General features: G+C 66.6%; 22 protein-coding genes and 2 pseudogenes. 10 read left to right on the forward strand and 14 right to left on the reverse strand.

What is annotated here, in order from left to right; genetic code table 11:
• Window positions 1-73 precede the first annotated feature (73 nt).
• Window positions 74-580 (forward strand): hypothetical protein, encoded by a 507-nt coding sequence (locus ACIA8E_RS34290; protein WP_399304115.1) that lies wholly within the window; start codon window positions 74-76, stop codon window positions 578-580.
• Window positions 581-1,310: 730 nt separating this feature from the next.
• Here ACIA8E_RS34290 and ACIA8E_RS34295 read toward each other — a convergent pair.
• Window positions 1,311-2,306: an iron-containing redox enzyme family protein gene (locus ACIA8E_RS34295; RefSeq protein ID WP_399304117.1), complete on the reverse strand. Its 996-nt coding sequence runs from the start codon at window positions 2,304-2,306 to the stop codon at window positions 1,311-1,313.
• Window positions 2,303-2,710: pseudogene (locus ACIA8E_RS34300) on the reverse strand (VOC family protein). Before ACIA8E_RS34300 ends, ACIA8E_RS34295 begins: the two are co-directional and overlap by 4 nt.
• 314 nt (window positions 2,711-3,024) lie before the next feature.
• On the opposite strand from ACIA8E_RS34300, the gene ACIA8E_RS34305 reads away from it, so the two are divergent.
• Both ACIA8E_RS34305 and ACIA8E_RS34310 read left to right on the forward strand, forming a co-directional pair.
• On the forward strand, window positions 3,025-4,140 hold the full coding sequence (locus ACIA8E_RS34305) for a histone protein (RefSeq protein ID WP_399304119.1): 1,116 nt from the start codon (window positions 3,025-3,027) through the stop codon (window positions 4,138-4,140).
• A gap of 6 nt (window positions 4,141-4,146) precedes the next feature.
• Window positions 4,147-5,145 (forward strand): SRPBCC family protein, encoded by a 999-nt coding sequence (locus ACIA8E_RS34310; protein WP_399304121.1) that lies wholly within the window; start codon window positions 4,147-4,149, stop codon window positions 5,143-5,145.
• Here ACIA8E_RS34310 and ACIA8E_RS34315 read toward each other — a convergent pair.
• From ACIA8E_RS34315 to ACIA8E_RS34360, 10 genes and pseudogenes are all read right to left on the reverse strand, one after another.
• A pseudogene (locus ACIA8E_RS34315) lies at window positions 5,145-5,405 on the reverse strand (IS200/IS605 family accessory protein TnpB-related protein); the annotation flags it as partial. The gene ACIA8E_RS34310 and the pseudogene ACIA8E_RS34315 sit on opposite strands and share 1 nt — an antisense overlap.
• Before the next feature lie 200 nt (window positions 5,406-5,605).
• Window positions 5,606-5,779 (reverse strand): CsbD family protein, encoded by a 174-nt coding sequence (locus ACIA8E_RS34320; RefSeq protein ID WP_399304123.1) that lies wholly within the window; start codon window positions 5,777-5,779, stop codon window positions 5,606-5,608.
• Between the two features lie 17 nt (window positions 5,780-5,796).
• Window positions 5,797-6,201, reverse strand: a complete 405-nt coding sequence (locus ACIA8E_RS34325) for a gas vesicle protein K (RefSeq protein WP_399304125.1) — start codon at window positions 6,199-6,201, stop codon at window positions 5,797-5,799.
• Window positions 6,191-6,442, reverse strand: coding sequence for a gas vesicle protein (locus ACIA8E_RS34330; protein ID WP_399304127.1), 252 nt, complete (start codon window positions 6,440-6,442; stop codon window positions 6,191-6,193). The genes ACIA8E_RS34325 and ACIA8E_RS34330 overlap by 11 nt, the downstream gene beginning before the upstream one ends.
• Window positions 6,439-7,254, reverse strand: coding sequence for a GvpL/GvpF family gas vesicle protein (locus ACIA8E_RS34335; protein WP_399304129.1), 816 nt, complete (start codon window positions 7,252-7,254; stop codon window positions 6,439-6,441). Before ACIA8E_RS34335 ends, ACIA8E_RS34330 begins: the two co-directional genes overlap by 4 nt.
• Window positions 7,251-7,673 carry a gas vesicle protein gene (locus tag ACIA8E_RS34340; protein ID WP_399304205.1) on the reverse strand — a complete coding sequence of 141 codons (423 nt, stop codon included), beginning with the start codon at window positions 7,671-7,673 and terminating at the stop codon, window positions 7,251-7,253. Before ACIA8E_RS34340 ends, ACIA8E_RS34335 begins: the two co-directional genes overlap by 4 nt.
• Window positions 7,674-7,777: 104 nt before the next feature.
• Window positions 7,778-8,029, reverse strand: coding sequence for a gas vesicle protein GvpG (locus tag ACIA8E_RS34345; protein WP_399304131.1), 252 nt, complete (start codon window positions 8,027-8,029; stop codon window positions 7,778-7,780).
• Between the two features lie 9 nt (window positions 8,030-8,038).
• Window positions 8,039-8,752: a GvpL/GvpF family gas vesicle protein gene (locus tag ACIA8E_RS34350; protein WP_399304133.1), complete on the reverse strand. Its 714-nt coding sequence runs from the start codon at window positions 8,750-8,752 to the stop codon at window positions 8,039-8,041.
• A gap of 3 nt (window positions 8,753-8,755) precedes the next feature.
• Entirely contained in the window at window positions 8,756-9,211 is a 456-nt protein-coding gene (locus ACIA8E_RS34355) for a gas vesicle structural protein GvpA (protein WP_399304134.1), read from the reverse strand.
• A gap of 72 nt (window positions 9,212-9,283) precedes the next feature.
• Entirely contained in the window at window positions 9,284-9,685 is a 402-nt protein-coding gene (locus ACIA8E_RS34360; RefSeq protein ID WP_399304136.1) for a gas vesicle protein, read from the reverse strand.
• A gap of 539 nt (window positions 9,686-10,224) precedes the next feature.
• Here ACIA8E_RS34360 and ACIA8E_RS34365 point away from each other — a divergent pair.
• A complete protein-coding gene (locus ACIA8E_RS34365; protein ID WP_093770747.1) occupies window positions 10,225-10,380 on the forward strand; it encodes a DUF6131 family protein in 156 nt (51 codons plus the stop codon).
• A 29-nt stretch (window positions 10,381-10,409) separates the two neighbouring features.
• On the opposite strand, the gene ACIA8E_RS34370 is transcribed toward ACIA8E_RS34365, so the two are convergent.
• Window positions 10,410-10,979: a type 1 glutamine amidotransferase domain-containing protein gene (locus tag ACIA8E_RS34370; protein WP_399304207.1), complete on the reverse strand. Its 570-nt coding sequence runs from the start codon at window positions 10,977-10,979 to the stop codon at window positions 10,410-10,412.
• Between the two features lie 766 nt (window positions 10,980-11,745).
• Window positions 11,746-11,907 carry a hypothetical protein gene (locus tag ACIA8E_RS34375; RefSeq protein ID WP_399304138.1) on the reverse strand — a complete coding sequence of 54 codons (162 nt, stop codon included), beginning with the start codon at window positions 11,905-11,907 and terminating at the stop codon, window positions 11,746-11,748.
• A 195-nt stretch (window positions 11,908-12,102) separates the two neighbouring features.
• Between ACIA8E_RS34375 and ACIA8E_RS34380 the strand changes: the two genes are divergently transcribed.
• The 6 genes from ACIA8E_RS34380 (at window position 12,103) to ACIA8E_RS34405 (ending at window position 16,651) form a co-directional block, all read left to right on the forward strand.
• On the forward strand, window positions 12,103-12,477 hold the full coding sequence (locus ACIA8E_RS34380; protein WP_399304140.1) for a DUF2255 family protein: 375 nt from the start codon (window positions 12,103-12,105) through the stop codon (window positions 12,475-12,477).
• A gap of 56 nt (window positions 12,478-12,533) precedes the next feature.
• A complete protein-coding gene (locus tag ACIA8E_RS34385; RefSeq protein ID WP_399304142.1) occupies window positions 12,534-13,199 on the forward strand; it encodes an SDR family NAD(P)-dependent oxidoreductase in 666 nt (221 codons plus the stop codon).
• A 295-nt stretch (window positions 13,200-13,494) separates the two neighbouring features.
• Window positions 13,495-13,704 (forward strand): ferredoxin, encoded by a 210-nt coding sequence (locus ACIA8E_RS34390; protein ID WP_326746178.1) that lies wholly within the window; start codon window positions 13,495-13,497, stop codon window positions 13,702-13,704.
• On the forward strand, window positions 13,694-15,067 hold the full coding sequence (locus tag ACIA8E_RS34395) for an NAD(P)/FAD-dependent oxidoreductase (RefSeq protein WP_399304144.1): 1,374 nt from the start codon (window positions 13,694-13,696) through the stop codon (window positions 15,065-15,067). The genes ACIA8E_RS34390 and ACIA8E_RS34395 overlap by 11 nt, the downstream gene beginning before the upstream one ends.
• Before the next feature lie 31 nt (window positions 15,068-15,098).
• Window positions 15,099-16,304: a cytochrome P450 gene (locus ACIA8E_RS34400; RefSeq protein ID WP_399304146.1), complete on the forward strand. Its 1,206-nt coding sequence runs from the start codon at window positions 15,099-15,101 to the stop codon at window positions 16,302-16,304.
• A gap of 92 nt (window positions 16,305-16,396) precedes the next feature.
• Window positions 16,397-16,651 (forward strand): hypothetical protein, encoded by a 255-nt coding sequence (locus tag ACIA8E_RS34405; protein ID WP_399304148.1) that lies wholly within the window; start codon window positions 16,397-16,399, stop codon window positions 16,649-16,651.
• The last annotated feature ends 89 nt before the right edge of the window (window positions 16,652-16,740 follow it).

Genomic DNA, 16,740 nt, shown 5'->3' on the forward strand with positions numbered 1-16,740 from the left:
CGGGGAGGGTGAAACTGCCATGGCTGGTGCGCCGCCGCTTGTGCGGGTCGTTGCTGCTCAGCTTGGAGAGAGCTTGGCAGGGATCCTGGTGGGGATTGCCGCGGACGTGCTTGTCTTCTCCACCGCGGATGATCTGAGGCTCTCCGGCACCGCCGGGCGCGTCCAGTTCGGCGGCGTTGCAGTCCTGACGCTGTTCTGGGCGGTCAATTTTCTGGTGTCCCGGCCGCGTGAGCTGCGTGCGTTCAGCGCCGCTGTCGCGGTCGAGGATGCGTCGGTTCTGGAGCAGAGCGAGGAGCAGACTCGCCATCTGCGGCGAGGCTGCTTTCGTGTGGCGGCCTTCGTTCTTCTGGTGACGCTGGGATGTACGTACGTCGCGCACTGGCCGCTTATTGGCCTGGGCTTTCAGCTGATACTGGGGCTCGGGCTCGTACACACCTGGCGGACTGTGATCTGGTGGGAGCGTCGGCACGGCGTCCATCTATGGAAGCCGGCATTGTCTGCCGTAGGTCGCGAGAACTGGCGTCGCTCCCCGTACTATGCAACGTCTGCGAGCGCCAGGTCCCTCACGAACAACGGCTAAGGGCTGTCCGACGAAGGCCTCGTGGTTGTCGGCGCGTCTCTCCCAGCGGATGCGCAGTCGCTTGAAACGTGCAGCCAGGCGATGATCGGCTCTGCCCTGCCCGGCAAGCGGCTCAACCAGGCTCATCTACGAAGATCCCCGTTTCAGGAGACGCAGTGAGGGCTGAGCAGAAAAGCTCCCCGTTGCGGCAGCCGGTGACAACGCAAGTGATGCTGCTGCGGATTCAACCAACCGGACATGGCTCAGGAGTTTCCTCGAGTGACCGCTCGTCGGGGACCGGTACGCGGGTGCGCGATGGGAAATGATGACACAGCCGAAGCATGAGAAAATATGGGCGAAGGCCCCAGCGCGCTGATGGGACAGTCCAGTTCACTCCTAGCCTTTGGGCTGACGAACATGAAGAAGACAACCTTGCGGACCATCACTGTCGCAGCGGCGGCTTCCTTGTGCTTGGAGGCCGGCATATTGGGCACATCAGCGAGTGTCTCCGTTGCCTCACCGCAGAATTCCCCGGTCGCGCCGTCGGTGCTTCAGTGCTACACGACCATGAGTGATCCGAACGCGATCGTGTGCTACCGGGTTTCGAAGCGGGTTGTGAACAGGGGCGGCCAGATTGAATTCTTCCCCTTCCTCATTCAGGTGCCCACTCCTTCGAATCCCCCACCCGCGATCGTCGTACACGCTTTGCCGCCACCACCGCCCGATCTTGGGGACGTGTGACTCCGGCGGTCTACTCTCCGCCAGTGGCGAGCAGCGGCACGCGGAGTGAGGACCCGCCGTCCCGCCAGGCGCCGAGCAACTGCTCCCCGAACCGGTCTTCCAACCATCCGGTGGCCGCGATACCGAACGCGACATCTGGTGCCAGATCCGGCTCCACCTGGAGCAGACCGGCGACGACCTCATGTCGCATGAGTTGCTCATGCACGGCGTCGGCCTCGACATGCTCCGTATAGAAGTGGACCGCCGCCGGCCCGGCGCCGGCTCGCTTCAATGCCTCCGCGAGGCGCCTCGACCCCGGGGAGGAGGTGATCTCCACCGAGGCGAAGTGACCGACCAGCGCACCACGATGTGAGCGGTGGAGCCCGAAGAGCGACATGAGGTTGACGGTCGCGAGCATCTGCCGCGATCCGGCGTCGAGGTAGCGCCCGTACGAGGTGTCCAGACGGAGATCTGCCATCAGGTCCGCGAACAACTTCGAGTGGATCCGTTCCGCCCGTCCCGCTCCGAATTCGTCGTACTCCACAGCTACCATTCCCGCCTTGGCCCGACCCGTCAGGCGGGGAATCACCCACACGTGCGGATCGGCCTCCTTCAGGTGGTACAGCGAGCGTTGGGCGGCGTACTCGCGTAGATGCCACAGTTCGCCCTCGTCCCGCAGGAAGTACGACACGCCTTCGGCGTCCACCGGCTCCACAACGGCCTCGTCGAGTGCGCTGCCGACATCCTCGGCAACCGGCACGTCGACGCGCAGAGCCGCCAGAAAGCCCCGCTCCAGCGCGGCACGCACCCTGAGCAGTTCCGGATCCCACTCCCACGCGCCGTCCACCCCGTCGAAGCCGCGGTAGTGCAGCTCGTAGCAGAGATAGAGGGACAGCTGCAGATCACCACCGTACGGATCGGCGCTCCCCACCAGGGACGTGTCGGGCAGCACGCGCCGACCCGGTTCCCGGCCGAACGCCTCGATCAAAGCGGCAGACACCTGTCCTCGGGCCTCCGGCAGTTTCATGGTGCTTCCCTTCCTCGACCCGTCGGCCCGTTCCGTTGCGACACTGCTAGGGGGAAGGAGTGCCCGGCGGGGTCGGCGTAGAAGCGCACGCCGCGTGGCCCACTGCTTTCCATGGTGTCTATCGGCATTGCGCGAGGCTCACCGCCTCGCGTTCCGCCTCGCCCAAATCACCGTGCGTGACGAGTACCCGAAGATGCGACTGCTGGGCGTCCTCCGGCCGCGGAGATCCGGGAGGGGCGTAGCCGTGATCCCGGCGGAGCGCCAGGTGCACGCCGTCGTGGCCGACGATTTCCACAAAATCAGGATCACTCATCGCCTGGATTTCCGCATCGAGGAATGAGGCGTACCTCCGCAAGGGCTTCGGGCTCCGTGCAGTCGAGAACGAGGACACTTGCCTTTGCAATGTCGTGCGATTTCGGGTACCCGCCGATGCTCAGAACTCACAGGCGACGGCCGTGACCCATATGGCGGGCTGTGGAGACACGAATCCCTGGTGGCCCCACCCACGGCTACGGCACGGCCCGCGGCCCGCCCAGACGTCCCGTCACAGAGCGGGATCAGCCTGTTTTGGAGCGTGACTGAAGGGGTCTCATGGGCCGCTCGGGATGCGCGGGCCAGGACACCCGTCAACTCTGGATATGGCGGAGCAATGCCGCTGAGTGGCGGCCCCCTGCGCAGACGCCGATCGGCTGCCTGCCCATGAAAAGGTGACGCACCCATGAATGACGCAAACAAGATCTTGCTCGCCGCAGCCCTGGCCGGCGGCTATGTGCTGGGCCGTACGAAGAAGGGCCGGTTCGCTCTTACGGCGGCGTCCTATATTGCCGGGCGTCAATTCGGGCTTGAACCGCGACAGCTCGTGACTCAAGGGATCCGCAAACTCGGAGAGATCCCGCAGGTTGCGGATCTGGGTGAGCAGCTGCGTGGGGAGGTCATGAACGCCGGTCGGGAGGCAGTCACCGCCGCTGCCAACCGTCGGCTGACGACGCTCGCCGATTCACTCCGGGAACGTACTCTCCAACTCGAAAGCGGCGGGGAAGAACCGGAAGAGGGGGAGGAGGAAGAGCAAGAGGGCGAGGAGGAGTACGCCCGCGACGAGGGCGAGGAGCCGGAAGAGGAATACGAGGAGGAAGAGGAACCCGAGGAGGAATACGAGGAAGGCGAGTACGAGGAGGAAGAAGAAGAGCCCGAAGAGGAAGAAGGCGAGGAAGAGGAGCCGGAAGAAGAAGAAGAGGAACCGGAGGAAGAGGAAGAGGAGGAGGAGGAAGAGGAGCCGGAGGAAGAGGAGCCGGAGGAAGAGCCCGAAGAGCGGCCACGCCGTCGCACTCCCCGAGCTGCTACGAAGCCGGCGCCGAGGAAGCGTACGCCCAGCAAGTCGGCCGCTGGCCGGCGTGACGGGACAAAGCAGGCAGCCCCCGCGAAGAAGGGTGCGGAGAAGCGGGCCGCCAAGAAGGCCACCGCGAAGAAGGCCGCCCCGAAGAAGGCCACCCCGAGCAGGACGGCTACGAAGAAGTCGGCTCCCGCCAAGAAGACCCCTCCAGCTAAGAAGACCGCTGCGAAGAAGTCGGCTCCCGCCAAGAAGACCGCCGCCAAGAAGACTGCCCCTGCTAAGAAGACTGCCGCGAAGAAGACCGCAACCAAGAAGACCGCGACGCAGAAAGCCACCGCCAAGAGGCCAGGGAAAAAGACCGCCGCCAAACCTGCGAAGAAATCTGCCGCCAAGAAGGCGCCTGCGAAGAAGACTGCCGCACGGAAGAAGGCCGCTCCCGCTGCGAAGAAGACCGCCAGGAAGAGCGCCAAGAAGACATCATCGCGCGTCGAGCGCCGGAGGTAACCGGTCATGGCAAAAACGGAACAGGACAACGCGGACTCGGGACTCGACCGGCTGCGTGGAGAACTCGCGGACTATCTCACAGCGTGGGTGGGGGATCTGGCCGAACGGGCCGGCGACAAGCTGATCGATGTGACGGACCAGCTCACCGACGTCGCACAGAACGGCGGATCACTCTCCAAGGTCGGATCCGCCCTCCTCGGAGGTGACTCCCCCCTCAAGGCTGTGCTCTCCGGGACGGCGAAGCATGTCAAGGACAGCGTCCTGGGGAAGGCCAAGGAAGCGCTCGGCGGCGGGCATGGGCGCAAATCAGGCGACAAGAAGGTCACCAACATCATCGAGGTCATCGATGTCGGGGTGCCGTTGCGTACGGCCTACGACCACTGGACGCAGTACGAGAAGTTCAGCAGCTTCACCAAGGGCGTACGGAATGTCTCGAGGACCGACGAGACGTCCAGTAACTGGAAGGCCAAAGTCGGTCCGTCGACTCGGGGTTGGAAAGCGACCGTCCAGGAGCAGGTGCCCGACGAACGCATCGTCTGGACGTCCGAAGGCGCCAAGGGATCAACCCGCGGTGCGGTCAGCTTCCATGAACTGACACCCGGACTGACCCGCATTGTTCTGGTCGTCGAGTACTACGCCTCCGGACTCTTCGAAAAGACCGGAAATCTGTGGCGCGCTCAGGGGCGGCGCCTGCGGCTGGACCTCAAACACTTCCAGCGCCACGTCACCCTCACCGATGAAGAGCCGGATGGCTGGCGCGGCGAAATCCGCGACGGCGAGGTCGTACGGAGTCACGAAGACGCTCTTGAGGACGAAGAAGCCGAGGACTACGACAGCGAAGAGGACGAAGAGGAAGGCGAGGAGGAGGACGAGGAGTACGAGGGCGAGGAGCAAGGAGACGAGGAATACGAGGGCGAGGGCGAGGAGGAAGGAGACGACGAGGAGGACGAGGGCGATTGGGAAGAGGAAGACGAAGAGCAGGGAGACGACGAAGAGGAGGAGTGAGTGGGGATGCCGCGGATGAGATGACGGAACCGCTTCTTGCGGCCGAATTTCTCGCGTGTCTTCCCGTTGGAGAAGTCCAGGTCCTCGACCGCGATCGCGGTCACGCCGGTCCGGGTGGCCCAGCGCAGCGACTGGCTGAACGCGTGGCGCAGTTGCGCGTCGCGATGGTCTGCCGAGCCGGTGAGGTCGTACGTGAACTGGTGAGGGATGCCGACCGGGTTGCCGGGCGTATCGAGTCGGTACGCGGCAAAGTGGTCGGCAGTTCACACCCCTTCGGTCCGAATGGATGCACTGCGCCACTCGGAGCGCACCGCAGCATTCGGACCGTGTGGTGGACGCGCCTTGTCACCCACCCCCGGCCAGCTGAGCATCTGGTTGCGCTGGACGTCCCCGACCGACCCGCCGTTGCTGAGTGCGGCGGGACCAGGGCTGTCAGAGCTTGAGGGCTTGAGGGTCTCCTTCAGAGCCTGAAGGAGTCCTTGCCCTTCTCCACTGCGTGCCTCACCTTTCCCTTGACCTTCTCGGCCTTTCCCCTTCTCTCCATACTCTTGTTGCCCACGGCCTTCCCGGCCATCTCCTTGGTCTTTCCCTCGATGATTTTTCCGATGCTCCTGGTTTTCTTTCCGATGCCCATGTCGTGCTCCTTCACGGTCATTCGGTGGGTGGCAGCAGCGTTCCGAGAGGCCCGAGATCCAGATTGAGGTCCTGCATGGAAAGGTCGTACCGAGCGCAGAGTTCAATCATACGATCGTGCAGAATCATCAGCGTTTCTCCCAGGCGCTCCTCCTGCTCCTCGGTGAGGCCTCCGGCGTCCACCCGCTGCAGGGCCTGGCGTTCCATGAGCTGTCGCAGCAGTTCGACGATCGTGAGGACGAGCTTCATCAGATCTCGTTCCACCGTGTCGCGGTCGGTGGTGATCCGCTGAACCGGCCTGCGGTCTGCCCGACCACAAGTCATGACGTCCTGCGGCGGTGCGGGCAGCAGGCGGAAGGCGCGGGTGGCGGCGTCGGCGACTTCGTCGAAGCGGTTGCCGGGTGGGTGGTCCTCACCTGTCATCGTTGTCTCCTGCGGGTGCTGAAATGGCATGCCACGGGGATGGATTCTGTTCGCTGATGGAGACGATCAGCGCGCGCAGCGATATGCGTACGAGGTCGATATCGGCGATGGAGAGCACGATGTCACCGGTGAGGACCACGCCTCCGCTGAGTAGTCGGTCCAGCAGGTCGATCAGCGCGATCTGCCGCTCCGCCAGCGGCGGTTCCTCCGATATGGCCTGCGGCCTGTCCGGCGCCTTCACGGAACGACCCTCTTCATCGGCTCGGCATCAGCCGGCGTAGCGAAGGAGTAGGGGGCCCAGGGCCCGGTGACTTCGACGCGCACCCCTGGAAATCCTTCCGCAGCCTGCAGGACATCGGCGCGGAAGGACTCAGCATGCTGGAGCGGCACGAGGTACGCGTCGTTGATGACGTTCTCTCCGGGCCCGCGCGCGAGTTCGCCCTGCTGCGGCCGGTGCTGGACCCGGTCGACGGCATGGACACGGGCTGCGGATTCGATCCGCTCGGCTGCCTGTGAGGCGCCCCGATAGACGTCTTCGCGGGCATGTCTTTGTGCTCTGCGGTGGCTGAGGTAGGCCCGTCCCGGGCTCAGACCCGCTTCCGTGGCTGGTTCTGCCGGGCTCGCGGCTGCCTCGGGCGCTTCGACATAGATCTTGACGCCCCACTCCACCTGCGCGGCCAGGGCGGTCAGTCGGCCGGCAAATGCCTCGCGGCGGGCCTGGAGCATGAGGCGAACTCGCTCGTCGTCGAGGTACACCGTCGCCAGACGAAGTGGCAGTACGGTGGTGCGAGCAGCCAACGCGTCGATCACATGGTTATGGGCGCGGGCGACGGACTCCAGCCAGTCCAGGTCCTCGAGATGCACGCGCAGCGCGGCCTCCTGGAAGTCCTCCTCAGGCACCGCGCTCACGACAACTGCCACATCGTCACCTTGTGCTACGCGCACCAGATGCACCGGCGCATCCGCCACCCCCGGAAGCCCCGACAGAACCTCCTCCAATGATCCGTCGGCATCCCGCGCGACTGCGTACGCATAGGTGATGGCTTCGGTCATGGCGCGTCCCGCCTCTCACTGCGGGCTCTGGGCGCTGCACGTTTGGCACGTGAAGTGCGGCGCGGGGCTGCAGAGCTCTCGTCGCCCTCGGCCGGTGGCAACTCACCGCCTTCACGCATCGCATCTATCTCGGCACGCAGCCTCTTGTTCTCCTCGGCGAGTGAGCGGTAGCCGTCGTTGGCGCGTGAGGACAGCGAAGGATCGTGCTCCCACCAGTCGATGCCCATCTCCTTCGCCTTGTCCACCGACGCGATCAGCAGGCGCAGCTTGATGGTGAGCAGTTCTATATCCAGCAGGTTGATCTGGATATCGCCCGCGATGACGATGCCCTTGTCCAGGACCCGCTCCAGGATGTCGGCGAGATTGGCCGAGGACCCCTGACCACCGTAGGGAGTGGCCCTGGACGGGAAGTCGCCCATCCTCCTGGCGACGGGTTCGTTCACGGCGCTGCACCTCTATCCGGGTGTCCCGGCATTGCGACGTGAGCGCGTAACGCGCTCGGGCTCCGCGGCAGCTGCCGCGATCAGGTGTCGGTGCCCTGGACATGGGCCCTGATCTCGTCCAGCCGGTCCAGCAGCTCGTCCTCGCGCCGGTCGAAGGTTTCCTCGTCGATGTCTCCTGCCAGCAGCGCCTTCTCGAGCTCGGCGAGTTCCCGCTCGACGGGGGCTGGGTCGTAGTACTCGTTCTCCGCGGTCTCGACGACGCGCTCCATGACCCAGGCCACGCCGCGCACCGGCGCCAGTGGGAGGGTGGCGAGTTGAGTGAACAGTCCCATGAGGACTCCCTAGACGAAACTGTATGCGGGCAACGGGCCGACGAGCCTGAGGTCGAAGTCCTCCCCCAGCTCCTTGGCGAGACCCTGCTCCTCGCTGAGGAAGCTCTGCTCCTTGTCCCGCTCCACCAGAAAGGACACGCTCAGGAAGTCGTTTCCCGTCGCCTGCGACGCGCGTTCCTCCCGTGCGAACCCCCGCAGAGCATCAAGGACTCCCGCGGCGAGCCGGTCCTGCCGCTCCTGCACTTCCCGGGAGACCAGCTCGCCGAGGGCGAACGACAGGTCCGGGCTGCTGTTGCCGCTTCTGATCTCCTCGTTGAGCCCGCGCGCCTCGTCGGACTCCAAAAGGATCTCTCGTAGCAGGGCGTCCTCGTCCTGGGCAGCCTTCAGGTGATATTCCACGCAGCCCTCCAGTGCCCGCAACCGCTCGTTGAACTCATCCTTGCGGTCCTCCAGGACCGCCCGTACGGCGTCGTCGTCCAGAGTGGTGAAGCCGAACTGCAACGGCAGAACCGTGCCGTCGGCCATCAGCCGCTCCTGCACGGCCTGATGTGCGCCGAGGTCCCTGCGCTTGGGCCGTAGGTCCTCGGGTGAGTCGCTGACGACCGCCGCCAGCTTGTCCGTCTTCACGGTGCGAAGGCTAGTGGGTGGGTTCCCTACCCCGTCGAGGTCGTCCAGGCGCTGCGGATGGCCGGCCGCGACGATGGAGTAGACGTATACGGCCATGACTCACTCCTCACGGCGTCGGGCGGCAGGCCGACGCCTCGGCCGCTCCCGCCTCTCCTCGGGCTCCTTGCGCCTCTCTTCGGACTCCTCGTCGTCGTCTCCGCCCTTGAGCGCGTCGGTCACCACTTCTGCGGCCCCGCTCAGGGCTCCCTTGGCCTTGCCGTGCGCCCCGCCCTCGGTGACTTCACCTACCAGGTCGGTCAGTTGAGCGGGTGCCTTCCGGCCCGATTCCAGGTCGAGGCGGTTACAGGCCTCCGCGAAGCGCAGGTAGGTGTCGACGCTCGCCACGACGATGCGGGCGTCGATCTTGAGGATCTCGATGCCCACCAGCGACACACGCACGAAGACGTCGATGACCAGTCCGCGGTCCAGAATCAATTCGAGGATGTCGTAGAGGTTCCCGGACCCTCCGCCACCGCCCCTGGAAATGGTTCCTCCACCTTGCGGCACCACAGTCATGGTGCCTCCTTTCACGGCTCGCTCCTGGCGCGGCCGTTTCCGTTCATGCGGTGTTGCGTGGCATCCCCGGCCTCAGCCACGTGGGTCGATCTGCCCTCGGGTGTAGCGGCGGGTGCGCTCGTATGCGACCAGTTCGCCCTCCTTGTCCAGCGTCACTCGATAACTCGCCATCACGCTGGTGGTCCCGGGAACACGTTCCAGCTCCATGACTTCCACGTTCGCCTGCCAGCCTTCTTCCGTCGGCTTCAAGGCCGAGACGGACTCGGGGGCGCGGCCAAGAAGCTCCTGGAGCTGCTCAGCCGCGTACCGCATGGCCCGCGGTGCGGAGAGCCGCCGGGACGTGCGCTTCTCTTCGCCTTCGCTCGTTCGGCTGCTTGCCCGTTCGGTGCTGGTCTTCCGGGCGCTTTTCTTGGCGGGCGTCTTGCTGGACGAGCGCCGGACGCGCTCTGTCCCGTCCTCTTCGCCTGCGGCCATGTTCCCTCTCCGGAATCGGAGACGACGACGAGCTACCGCGCCACATTCACGAGGCGCAATTTCATGATATACAGCCTTCGCCAACCTTATCTCGGGCTGTCGCGCGCGGCCTGGGGACCGCCATCACTGCACGCAACGACTGGTGGCCGCGTTGTGCAGTGTTGTGTGCAGGACGCAGGGCGAGGTCGTTCGTGCCAGACAGACCCGAAGCAGGAACAGGAAGCGACTGAGCCGGCTCGTGCCCTCTACGTGGCGTCGCTCGCCGCTGCCAGAACGGAAATCACCGCAGCTTCCATGCGCGGTCGGGTTGGCGGCCAGGACCCACCTCTCATCCGGACGGATGGAAAGAGCTTCCCGGAGCCGTCTGAGCGTCGGGATCGCGGGGCGCCAGACGAATCCGGAGACCATCTCCGAGCGGTCTCCGTCGGACAACGGGTCATGTGAGGCTGGGCTTGTCCCCCGCTTCCCCGAGCAGTTGCCCATGCGGCATTCGGGGATCACAGTGGGAAGTGAAAACATAGGCGAGATCGGAGCACGCTGTGATCGTTCTCGGAGTCATTTTGCTTGTCATCGGGTTCCTGACCGGAATCTCCATCCTGTGGACAATCGGGATCATTCTCGCGGTGATCGGGGTTGTCTTTTGGATCCTCGGATCGATGGGGCACGCGGTCGCCGGTCGAAGGCACTATTGGTAGAAGCCGCTCAGCGGCAGGACCAGTAATGGTCAGTGAGCGTTTACGGCGAGTGCTGCGTCGATCTCACGGAGGAACGGCCCCAGGTCACCTGGGTTGCGCGAGGTGATGAGGGGCCAGCCGCGGGAGTCATCCTTGATGACTGGCTCGTCGACCCATTCACCACCGGCATTGCGGATGTCGGTGGTGAGTGACGGGTAGGAGGTAAGTTTCTTGCCTTCGAGCACACCCGCTTCGACCAGGATCCAGGGGCCGTGGCAGATGGCTGCTACGGGGCGACCGGTCGACGTGAAGGAGCGGACGATCTCCGTCGCCGAGTCCTGCCGACGCAGCCTGTCGGCGTTCAACGTGCCACCCGGCACGAGCAGTAGGTCGTAGTCGGCCGTGTCCACTTCCCTCAGAGTGAGTTCGGGCCGAACGATTTCTCCGGGATCCTTGTCACCGACCAGGGTCTGAACGTCGCCCGCCGACACAGCAGCAACATCCACATCGGCGCCCCAGCCCCGCAGGTGCTCGAGAGGCACCAGGAGTTCGTCCTGCTCGACACCGTAGTTCGTGACGATGGCCAGCACCTTCCGTATGCTCACGTCGTTGTCAGACATTTCCAGATCCTCTCGGGCCAGAAACGATCCGCCGGGAGCCATGTGCTGTCATGGGATCCCTACTCTGAACAGCCATGCGGCCCTGTCGGCGGGACCTGACGGAACCAGTGGCGGGGAGCCTTGACCGCCGCGGGCAATGGTCTCGGAACTGCAGGAGACTCGACGCCGAAGACAGCACCATGGGAGTCACACAACAGGGCCGTGCGGTGATCGCCCTCCGCCGCCCGAATGGTTCCTCCGCCGTACCGGGAGGCCGCCTCCGCCGCCGCGCCGGCGTTCGGTACGGGGAAGTAGACGTTTCCAGCGGGGACCTGATCCGCTCCCCGCTCAGCGGTGCACCGGCCCGTGCAATCCGGACGGCCACGCTGTCGGCATCCTGGAACGCGACACCACGCGTGCTCGTACCGAACCTCGCGAGGCGGACACTGCCCCTTCGTCAGAATGCACGTCCGGCGCCCCGGGGGCGAGCGCACAGCGGGCGTGGGAGGCGGGAAGCCTCTGCACTTGTCGCCGACCACACGCTGAGCTGGGAAATGGAGCTGTTCAGGTAGCGATTTCTGCACCGTGTTTCCGCTGGAGATTCGGTCCGCCGGTTCGTCCGCAATGCATGTCGGCACGGCAGCCGCACGGGGTTACAAGTCTTCGACCTGGTACTGCCGAGCAGGTCCCCGAGGGCTACAGGGCGATGGACGAGCGACGCGCCGTCAAGACGCTCCTCAGGCCCTGAGCCACAGCCGGCCGGCCCTGCACGGCCTTGCGCTGGGTCTCAGGGCCGGGCTGCATCGGTCGCCGGCACGTCGGGGCACGCGTCGGTGCCGCCGTAGGCGGGCAGGTCCGCCTCCCGCGGGGTGTTCCTCGCTCGGCGGCCGGCGAGGAAGTCCCGGATGTCCTTGGTGTAGTCCTTTGTGTTGTCCTTGGTGCTGTCCACAAGATCAGGCTGAAGGCCGGGCTCGACGGCCGGGGGTTCTGCCGACTTGCAACAACCTGCTGACGCGACCCGTCCGGTGCAGGGGCCCGGTATACCGGGTCGATGATGCCGACCGGGGCGGACGGCGACATCACCGGTGCCCAGCCCAGCCCGCTGCGGCCACGACCGCTGCCCAACCCAGAAGGAGGCCCACGGATGACCACCTGGACACCGGACGAACTGTCCCGCATCGCGAGCGCGGACGAACTGAGCATCCAACCCCGTCACACGGACGGCAGCTTGCGCCCACCGACGCCGATCTGGGTCGTGCGCCACGGCGACAACCTGTACGTGCGCGCCTACCGCGGCCGCAGCGGCGCCTGGTTCCGCACCGCCCGGGCCACCCACACCGGCTACATCGCGGCCGGCGGCGTCGACCGGGACGTGATCTTCACGGAAGTCGACGACCCGGCTCCGGCGGAACGCCTGGACGGCGCCTACCGCACCAAGTACGCCCGCTACAGCGCCTACGTCCCGCCCATGGTCGCGGACACCGCCCGTGCCGCGACCCTGCGTCTCACCCCCGCCTGACACCCCGCCCCTTCGCCTGCTCACCGCAGCAGCGACCCCTTCGTGAGGAAGACACCATGACCACTGTCGCCATCATCGGCGCAGGCCCCGGCCTGGGCCTGGCCACCGCTCGCCGCTTCGGGCGCGAAGGCCACGACATCGCGCTGATCGCCCGCACCCCCCAGCACCTGGACGACCTCACCGCGGTCCTGGCCAAGGAAGGCATCCGCGCCCAGGGCTTTGCCGCCGACGTCAGCGACCCGGATTCCCTGCAGGCCGCTCTGGACGCTGCCGCCACCCTGCTCGGCCCGATCGAGGTCCTGCAGTACAGCCCGCTCCCCCACCGCGACTTCATGAAACCGGTGCTGGACACCAGCTCCGAGGACCTGGCCGCCCCGCTCGCGTTCTCGGTGCACGGCCCCGCAACGGCCGTACAGCAGGTCCTGCCCGGAATGCGTCAACTGGGCCACGGCACCGTCGTGTTCGTCAACGGCGGCACCGCGGTACGCCCGCACCCCGACCGTGCCGGCACCTCCGTCGCGTTCGCCGCCGAGAGCGCCTACGGCCAACTGCTGCACGACGCGCTGCAAGCAGAGAACATCCATGTCGCCCAGCTGATCATCCCCGGCGCCATCACGCCCGGGGACCCGCGCAAGGACCCCGAGGTGCTCGCCGACACCCTGTGGCAGCTGCACACCGGCCGCGGCCCCTATCGCACGTTCGCCGAACCCCTGGACGCCTGACCGCCTGACCGCCACCCTCCTGCCGCACACCGATCCGGAGGAGGTCACACCCCAGCTATGCCCACGCCACGCCACTGGTCCAACGGGTCAAACAATTTCCCGACCTGCTGGGGGTCGGTGGGTTTCCTTAGGTGCTGAGCCCACGTCCTGCGAACCGCCTCTGCCACCCCCTGCGGGTACCGCAGAACGAGTGGCGAGGTGGGCACCCGGTGGGACACGGGCGTGAAGGGCGCCCGCTGCGATACCGGCGTAGAAAGGGAAGGGGACGCCGGGACGACTCAGGGAGTGACCAGCCATGCAGATCGTTGTGGACCTCACGCGCTGCCAGGGCTATGCGCAGTGCGTGTTCCTCGCGCCGGAGGTGTTCGAGCTGCACGGTGAAGAGGGGTTGCTGTACGCCACGGCCGTCCCGGACGACCAGGTCGAGCGCGTGCGCCAGGCTGCGGCTGCGTGCCCGGTCCAGGCCATCCTCGCCGGCGAGGGGGTGAGCGCCCGTGCCCGGTGATCTGCGGGGCGGCCGTATCGTCATCATCGGCGCGTCACTGGCCGGGTTGAGGGCCGCGGAGACGCTGCGCGAGGAGGGCTTCACCGGCTCACTCACCGTGGTGGGCGATGAGCCTCATCCGCCGTACGACCGCCCACCACTGTCCAAGCAGGTACTTCTCGGCAAGGCGTCGGCGGACACCACGGCGCTGCCGATGCGCCGGGACCCGGACGCCGACTGGCGGCTGGGAGTAGCTGCCACCGGCCTGGACCCCTTGGAGAAACGGGTGATGCTGGCCGACGGCGAGTCGCTGCCGTTCGACCGTCTGCTCATCGCCACCGGGACCCGGGCGCGCCCCTGGCCCAACCCGGAGGAGGCCTCCCTGGCCGGGGTGTTCACCCTGCGCACCAGTGACGAGGCCAGGGGCCTGGCCGAGCGGTTGGCCGCCGGGCCGGGTCGGGTGCTGGTGATCGGCGCCGGCTTCACCGGTTCGGAGATCGCCTCGGCCTGCCGGGAGCGGGGTATCGAGGTCACAGTCGCAGAACGCGGCCCCGCACCCCTGGTGGGCGCGCTCGGCGGCACCCTGTCGAAACTTGCAGCCGTCATGCATCGCAACCACGGCGTGGACCTGCGCTGCGGGGTGACGGTCACCACCCTGCGCGGGGACGGGAACGGCCGGTTCACCGGTGCGGACCTGTCCGACGGCAGCCGTGTCGACGCGGACGTGTGCGTCGTGGCGTTGGGGGCGGTCCGCAACGTCGAGTGGCTGGCGGAGTCCGGGCTGGCAGCGGGGCCGCGCGGCGTCGCCTGTGACGCCGGCTGCCGGGCCTTCGACATGTACGGGATCGTCACCGACGACGTCTTCGTGGCCGGCGACGTCTCCCGGTTCCCGCACCCGCTGTTCGGGTACCAGATGCTCTCCCTGGAACACTGGGGCAACGCGGTCGCACAGGCCGAGGTGGCGGCCCACAACATGGTCAGTCCAGGGCCCCTGCGTCGCCCGCACCTCGCCGTCCCGACGTTCTGGTCGACCCAGTTCGGGCTCAACATCAAGTCGGTGGGCGTGCCCACCTACTCCGACCACGTGGTCATCGCCCAAGGCTCTCTGGAGGCGCGCCGCCTGGCCGTGGTCTACGGCTTCCAAGGACGGGTCACCGCCGCCGTCACCGTCGACATGGCCAAGTCGCTCGACTACTACAAGCACCTGATCGAGACAGCCGCTCCGTTCCCGCCCCCGCCCGGCTCGGCGGACCGCGCGATCGCGGCCGACATCACGATTCCTTCCGACGTGCCGGACCCGAGCGGGCTGTCCCACGGCCCCACCGTGGCACTCACCGGTCACCTGCCCGATCGCCGACTGACGGTGGTACAGCCCACCCGCTGACCCACGTCCCGCCCAACCACGAGGGGCCACAATGGACTCCGAGACCTTGCTGGCACGGATCACCGACTACGAGAGCCGCCCCAACCCCTACCCGCTGTACGCGGAACTCCGCGAGGCCGGTCCCGTCGTGCGCCAGGCAGACGGCAGCTATCTGATCGGCACCTACCACGAGATCGCCGCTCTGCTCCACGACCCTCGGATGAGTGCCGATCCACGCATCCGCACCGCTCCGTCCCCGTACCCGTCCGGTGAGACGGTGAAGCCACCGTTCCTGCGGCTCGACGACCCCGAGCACCACAGGCTGCGCACCCTGGCCATGCGGCCGTTCGGCCCACCGCACAGCCCTGGCCGGGTCGACGCCATGCGCGGCGAGATCACCCGCATCACCGGGGAACTGATCGAGGAACTCCGGGACCGCAAGCAGATCGACATCGTCGACGACTTCGCCTACCCCCTGCCCATCACAGTCATCTGCCGGCTGCTCGGCGTCCCGCGCGAGGACGAGTCACTGTTCCAGGCATGGACCGACGCCATCGTCGCGACCGCCGACATCGGGCCCGAAGAAGACACCACGGAACGGGACCGGACGGGCCGCCAGGCCCGGCAGGAGATGGGCCTGTACCTGGTCAACCTCGCTGAACAGCGCCGCGACCGGCCCACCGGCGACATGCTCTCCGCCTTCGTCAACGAGCCGGATCCGGCCCTGCGACTCAGCCAGGAGGAACTCGCGGAAACCACTGTGCTGTTGTTCATCGCGGGGCACGAGACCACGGTCAACCTGATCACCAACGGAGTCCTCACGCTGCTGCGCCAACCCGAGCAACTGGACCACCTGCGTCGCGAGCCCGACCTGCTGCCGCGGGCGGTGGAGGAACTACTGCGCTACGAACCCCCGGTTCACATGCGCGAGAGGGTCCCCCATGCCGACATCGACATCGCCGGCACCACGATTCCCCAAGGAACGTCCGTCGTACTGGCGCTGGCCTCAGGCAACCGCGACCCCAGGCGGTTCCACGAGCCCGATCGGTTCGATCCCACTCGGCCGGACAACCAGCACTTCGGCTTCGGCAGCGGCATCCACCTGTGCTACGGCGCACCCGTCGCCCGCCTCGAGGCCGAGGCCGCGCTCGGCGCCCTGATCCCCCATCTGAGCACAGCAAGCCTGGCCCAGGACCCGCCCCCCTACCGGCAGAACGCCATGCTCCGCGGCCCCCGCCACCTGCCCATCCACCTATGACTCGGCTACGTGGCAGCAGGCATGAGTGGCGATCTGTCCCGTGCCCCGCTCGTCAGACCCGCGTCTCGTCGGCTTGGGAACAGAGGGTCGCCGTGCTCGCCGGCCCCGCTCGTGAACGTGACATTGCTCCAGAGTCGGCCGAGGCCGCGCAGCTCCTCGACGAACTCCTCGGCACGGGTGTTGACGCACCCCGCCGCGCCGAAGTCCTGGAGCGGATCGAGGCGGGCGTGGACGCGCTGGCGGAACGGTACCGGAACTTGCCGGCGCTCATCCGCAGCGAGCAGCCGCTCCTGACGACGGCTCCCGACTACCAGTGGCTGGCACAAGCACTGCGCACACACAGCTGAACCTGCGTGAGCCCCGTCCTAAGGGCTGTCCCTTTCCTGGCAACGTTCTGATGCTTGCAAATTCGACAAGCAACTTGGCAAAGTAGCTT

It is taken from the genome of Streptomyces sp. NPDC051664 (genome assembly GCF_044453545.1).
In the GTDB taxonomy this organism is placed as follows: Bacteria; Actinomycetota; Actinomycetes; order Streptomycetales; family Streptomycetaceae; genus Streptomyces.

What these genes read in the sequence shown, in the direction of transcription:
- ACIA8E_RS34385 (WP_399304142.1), top strand. Translation starts at nt 12,534, where the DNA reads ATGACCACTGTCGCCATCATCGGCGCAGGCCCCGGCCTGGGCCTGGCC.
- ACIA8E_RS34310 (WP_399304121.1), top strand. Translation starts at nt 4,147, where the DNA reads ATGGCAAAAACGGAACAGGACAACGCGGACTCGGGACTCGACCGGCTG.
- ACIA8E_RS34320 (WP_399304123.1), bottom strand. Translation starts at nt 5,779, where the DNA reads ATGGGCATCGGAAAGAAAACCAGGAGCATCGGAAAAATCATCGAGGGA.
- ACIA8E_RS34350 (WP_399304133.1), bottom strand. Translation starts at nt 8,752, where the DNA reads ATGGCCGTATACGTCTACTCCATCGTCGCGGCCGGCCATCCGCAGCGC.
- ACIA8E_RS34400 (WP_399304146.1), top strand. Translation starts at nt 15,099, where the DNA reads ATGGACTCCGAGACCTTGCTGGCACGGATCACCGACTACGAGAGCCGC.
- ACIA8E_RS34345 (WP_399304131.1), bottom strand. Translation starts at nt 8,029, where the DNA reads ATGGGACTGTTCACTCAACTCGCCACCCTCCCACTGGCGCCGGTGCGC.
- ACIA8E_RS34380 (WP_399304140.1), top strand. Translation starts at nt 12,103, where the DNA reads ATGACCACCTGGACACCGGACGAACTGTCCCGCATCGCGAGCGCGGAC.
- ACIA8E_RS34360 (WP_399304136.1), bottom strand. Translation starts at nt 9,685, where the DNA reads ATGGCCGCAGGCGAAGAGGACGGGACAGAGCGCGTCCGGCGCTCGTCC.
- ACIA8E_RS34370 (WP_399304207.1), bottom strand. Translation starts at nt 10,979, where the DNA reads ATGTCTGACAACGACGTGAGCATACGGAAGGTGCTGGCCATCGTCACG.
- ACIA8E_RS34355 (WP_399304134.1), bottom strand. Translation starts at nt 9,211, where the DNA reads ATGACTGTGGTGCCGCAAGGTGGAGGAACCATTTCCAGGGGCGGTGGC.
- ACIA8E_RS34305 (WP_399304119.1), top strand. Translation starts at nt 3,025, where the DNA reads ATGAATGACGCAAACAAGATCTTGCTCGCCGCAGCCCTGGCCGGCGGC.
- ACIA8E_RS34340 (WP_399304205.1), bottom strand. Translation starts at nt 7,673, where the DNA reads ATGGGCGACTTCCCGTCCAGGGCCACTCCCTACGGTGGTCAGGGGTCC.
- ACIA8E_RS34295 (WP_399304117.1), bottom strand. Translation starts at nt 2,306, where the DNA reads ATGAAACTGCCGGAGGCCCGAGGACAGGTGTCTGCCGCTTTGATCGAG.
- ACIA8E_RS34325 (WP_399304125.1), bottom strand. Translation starts at nt 6,201, where the DNA reads ATGACAGGTGAGGACCACCCACCCGGCAACCGCTTCGACGAAGTCGCC.
- ACIA8E_RS34390 (WP_326746178.1), top strand. Translation starts at nt 13,495, where the DNA reads ATGCAGATCGTTGTGGACCTCACGCGCTGCCAGGGCTATGCGCAGTGC.
- ACIA8E_RS34335 (WP_399304129.1), bottom strand. Translation starts at nt 7,254, where the DNA reads ATGACCGAAGCCATCACCTATGCGTACGCAGTCGCGCGGGATGCCGAC.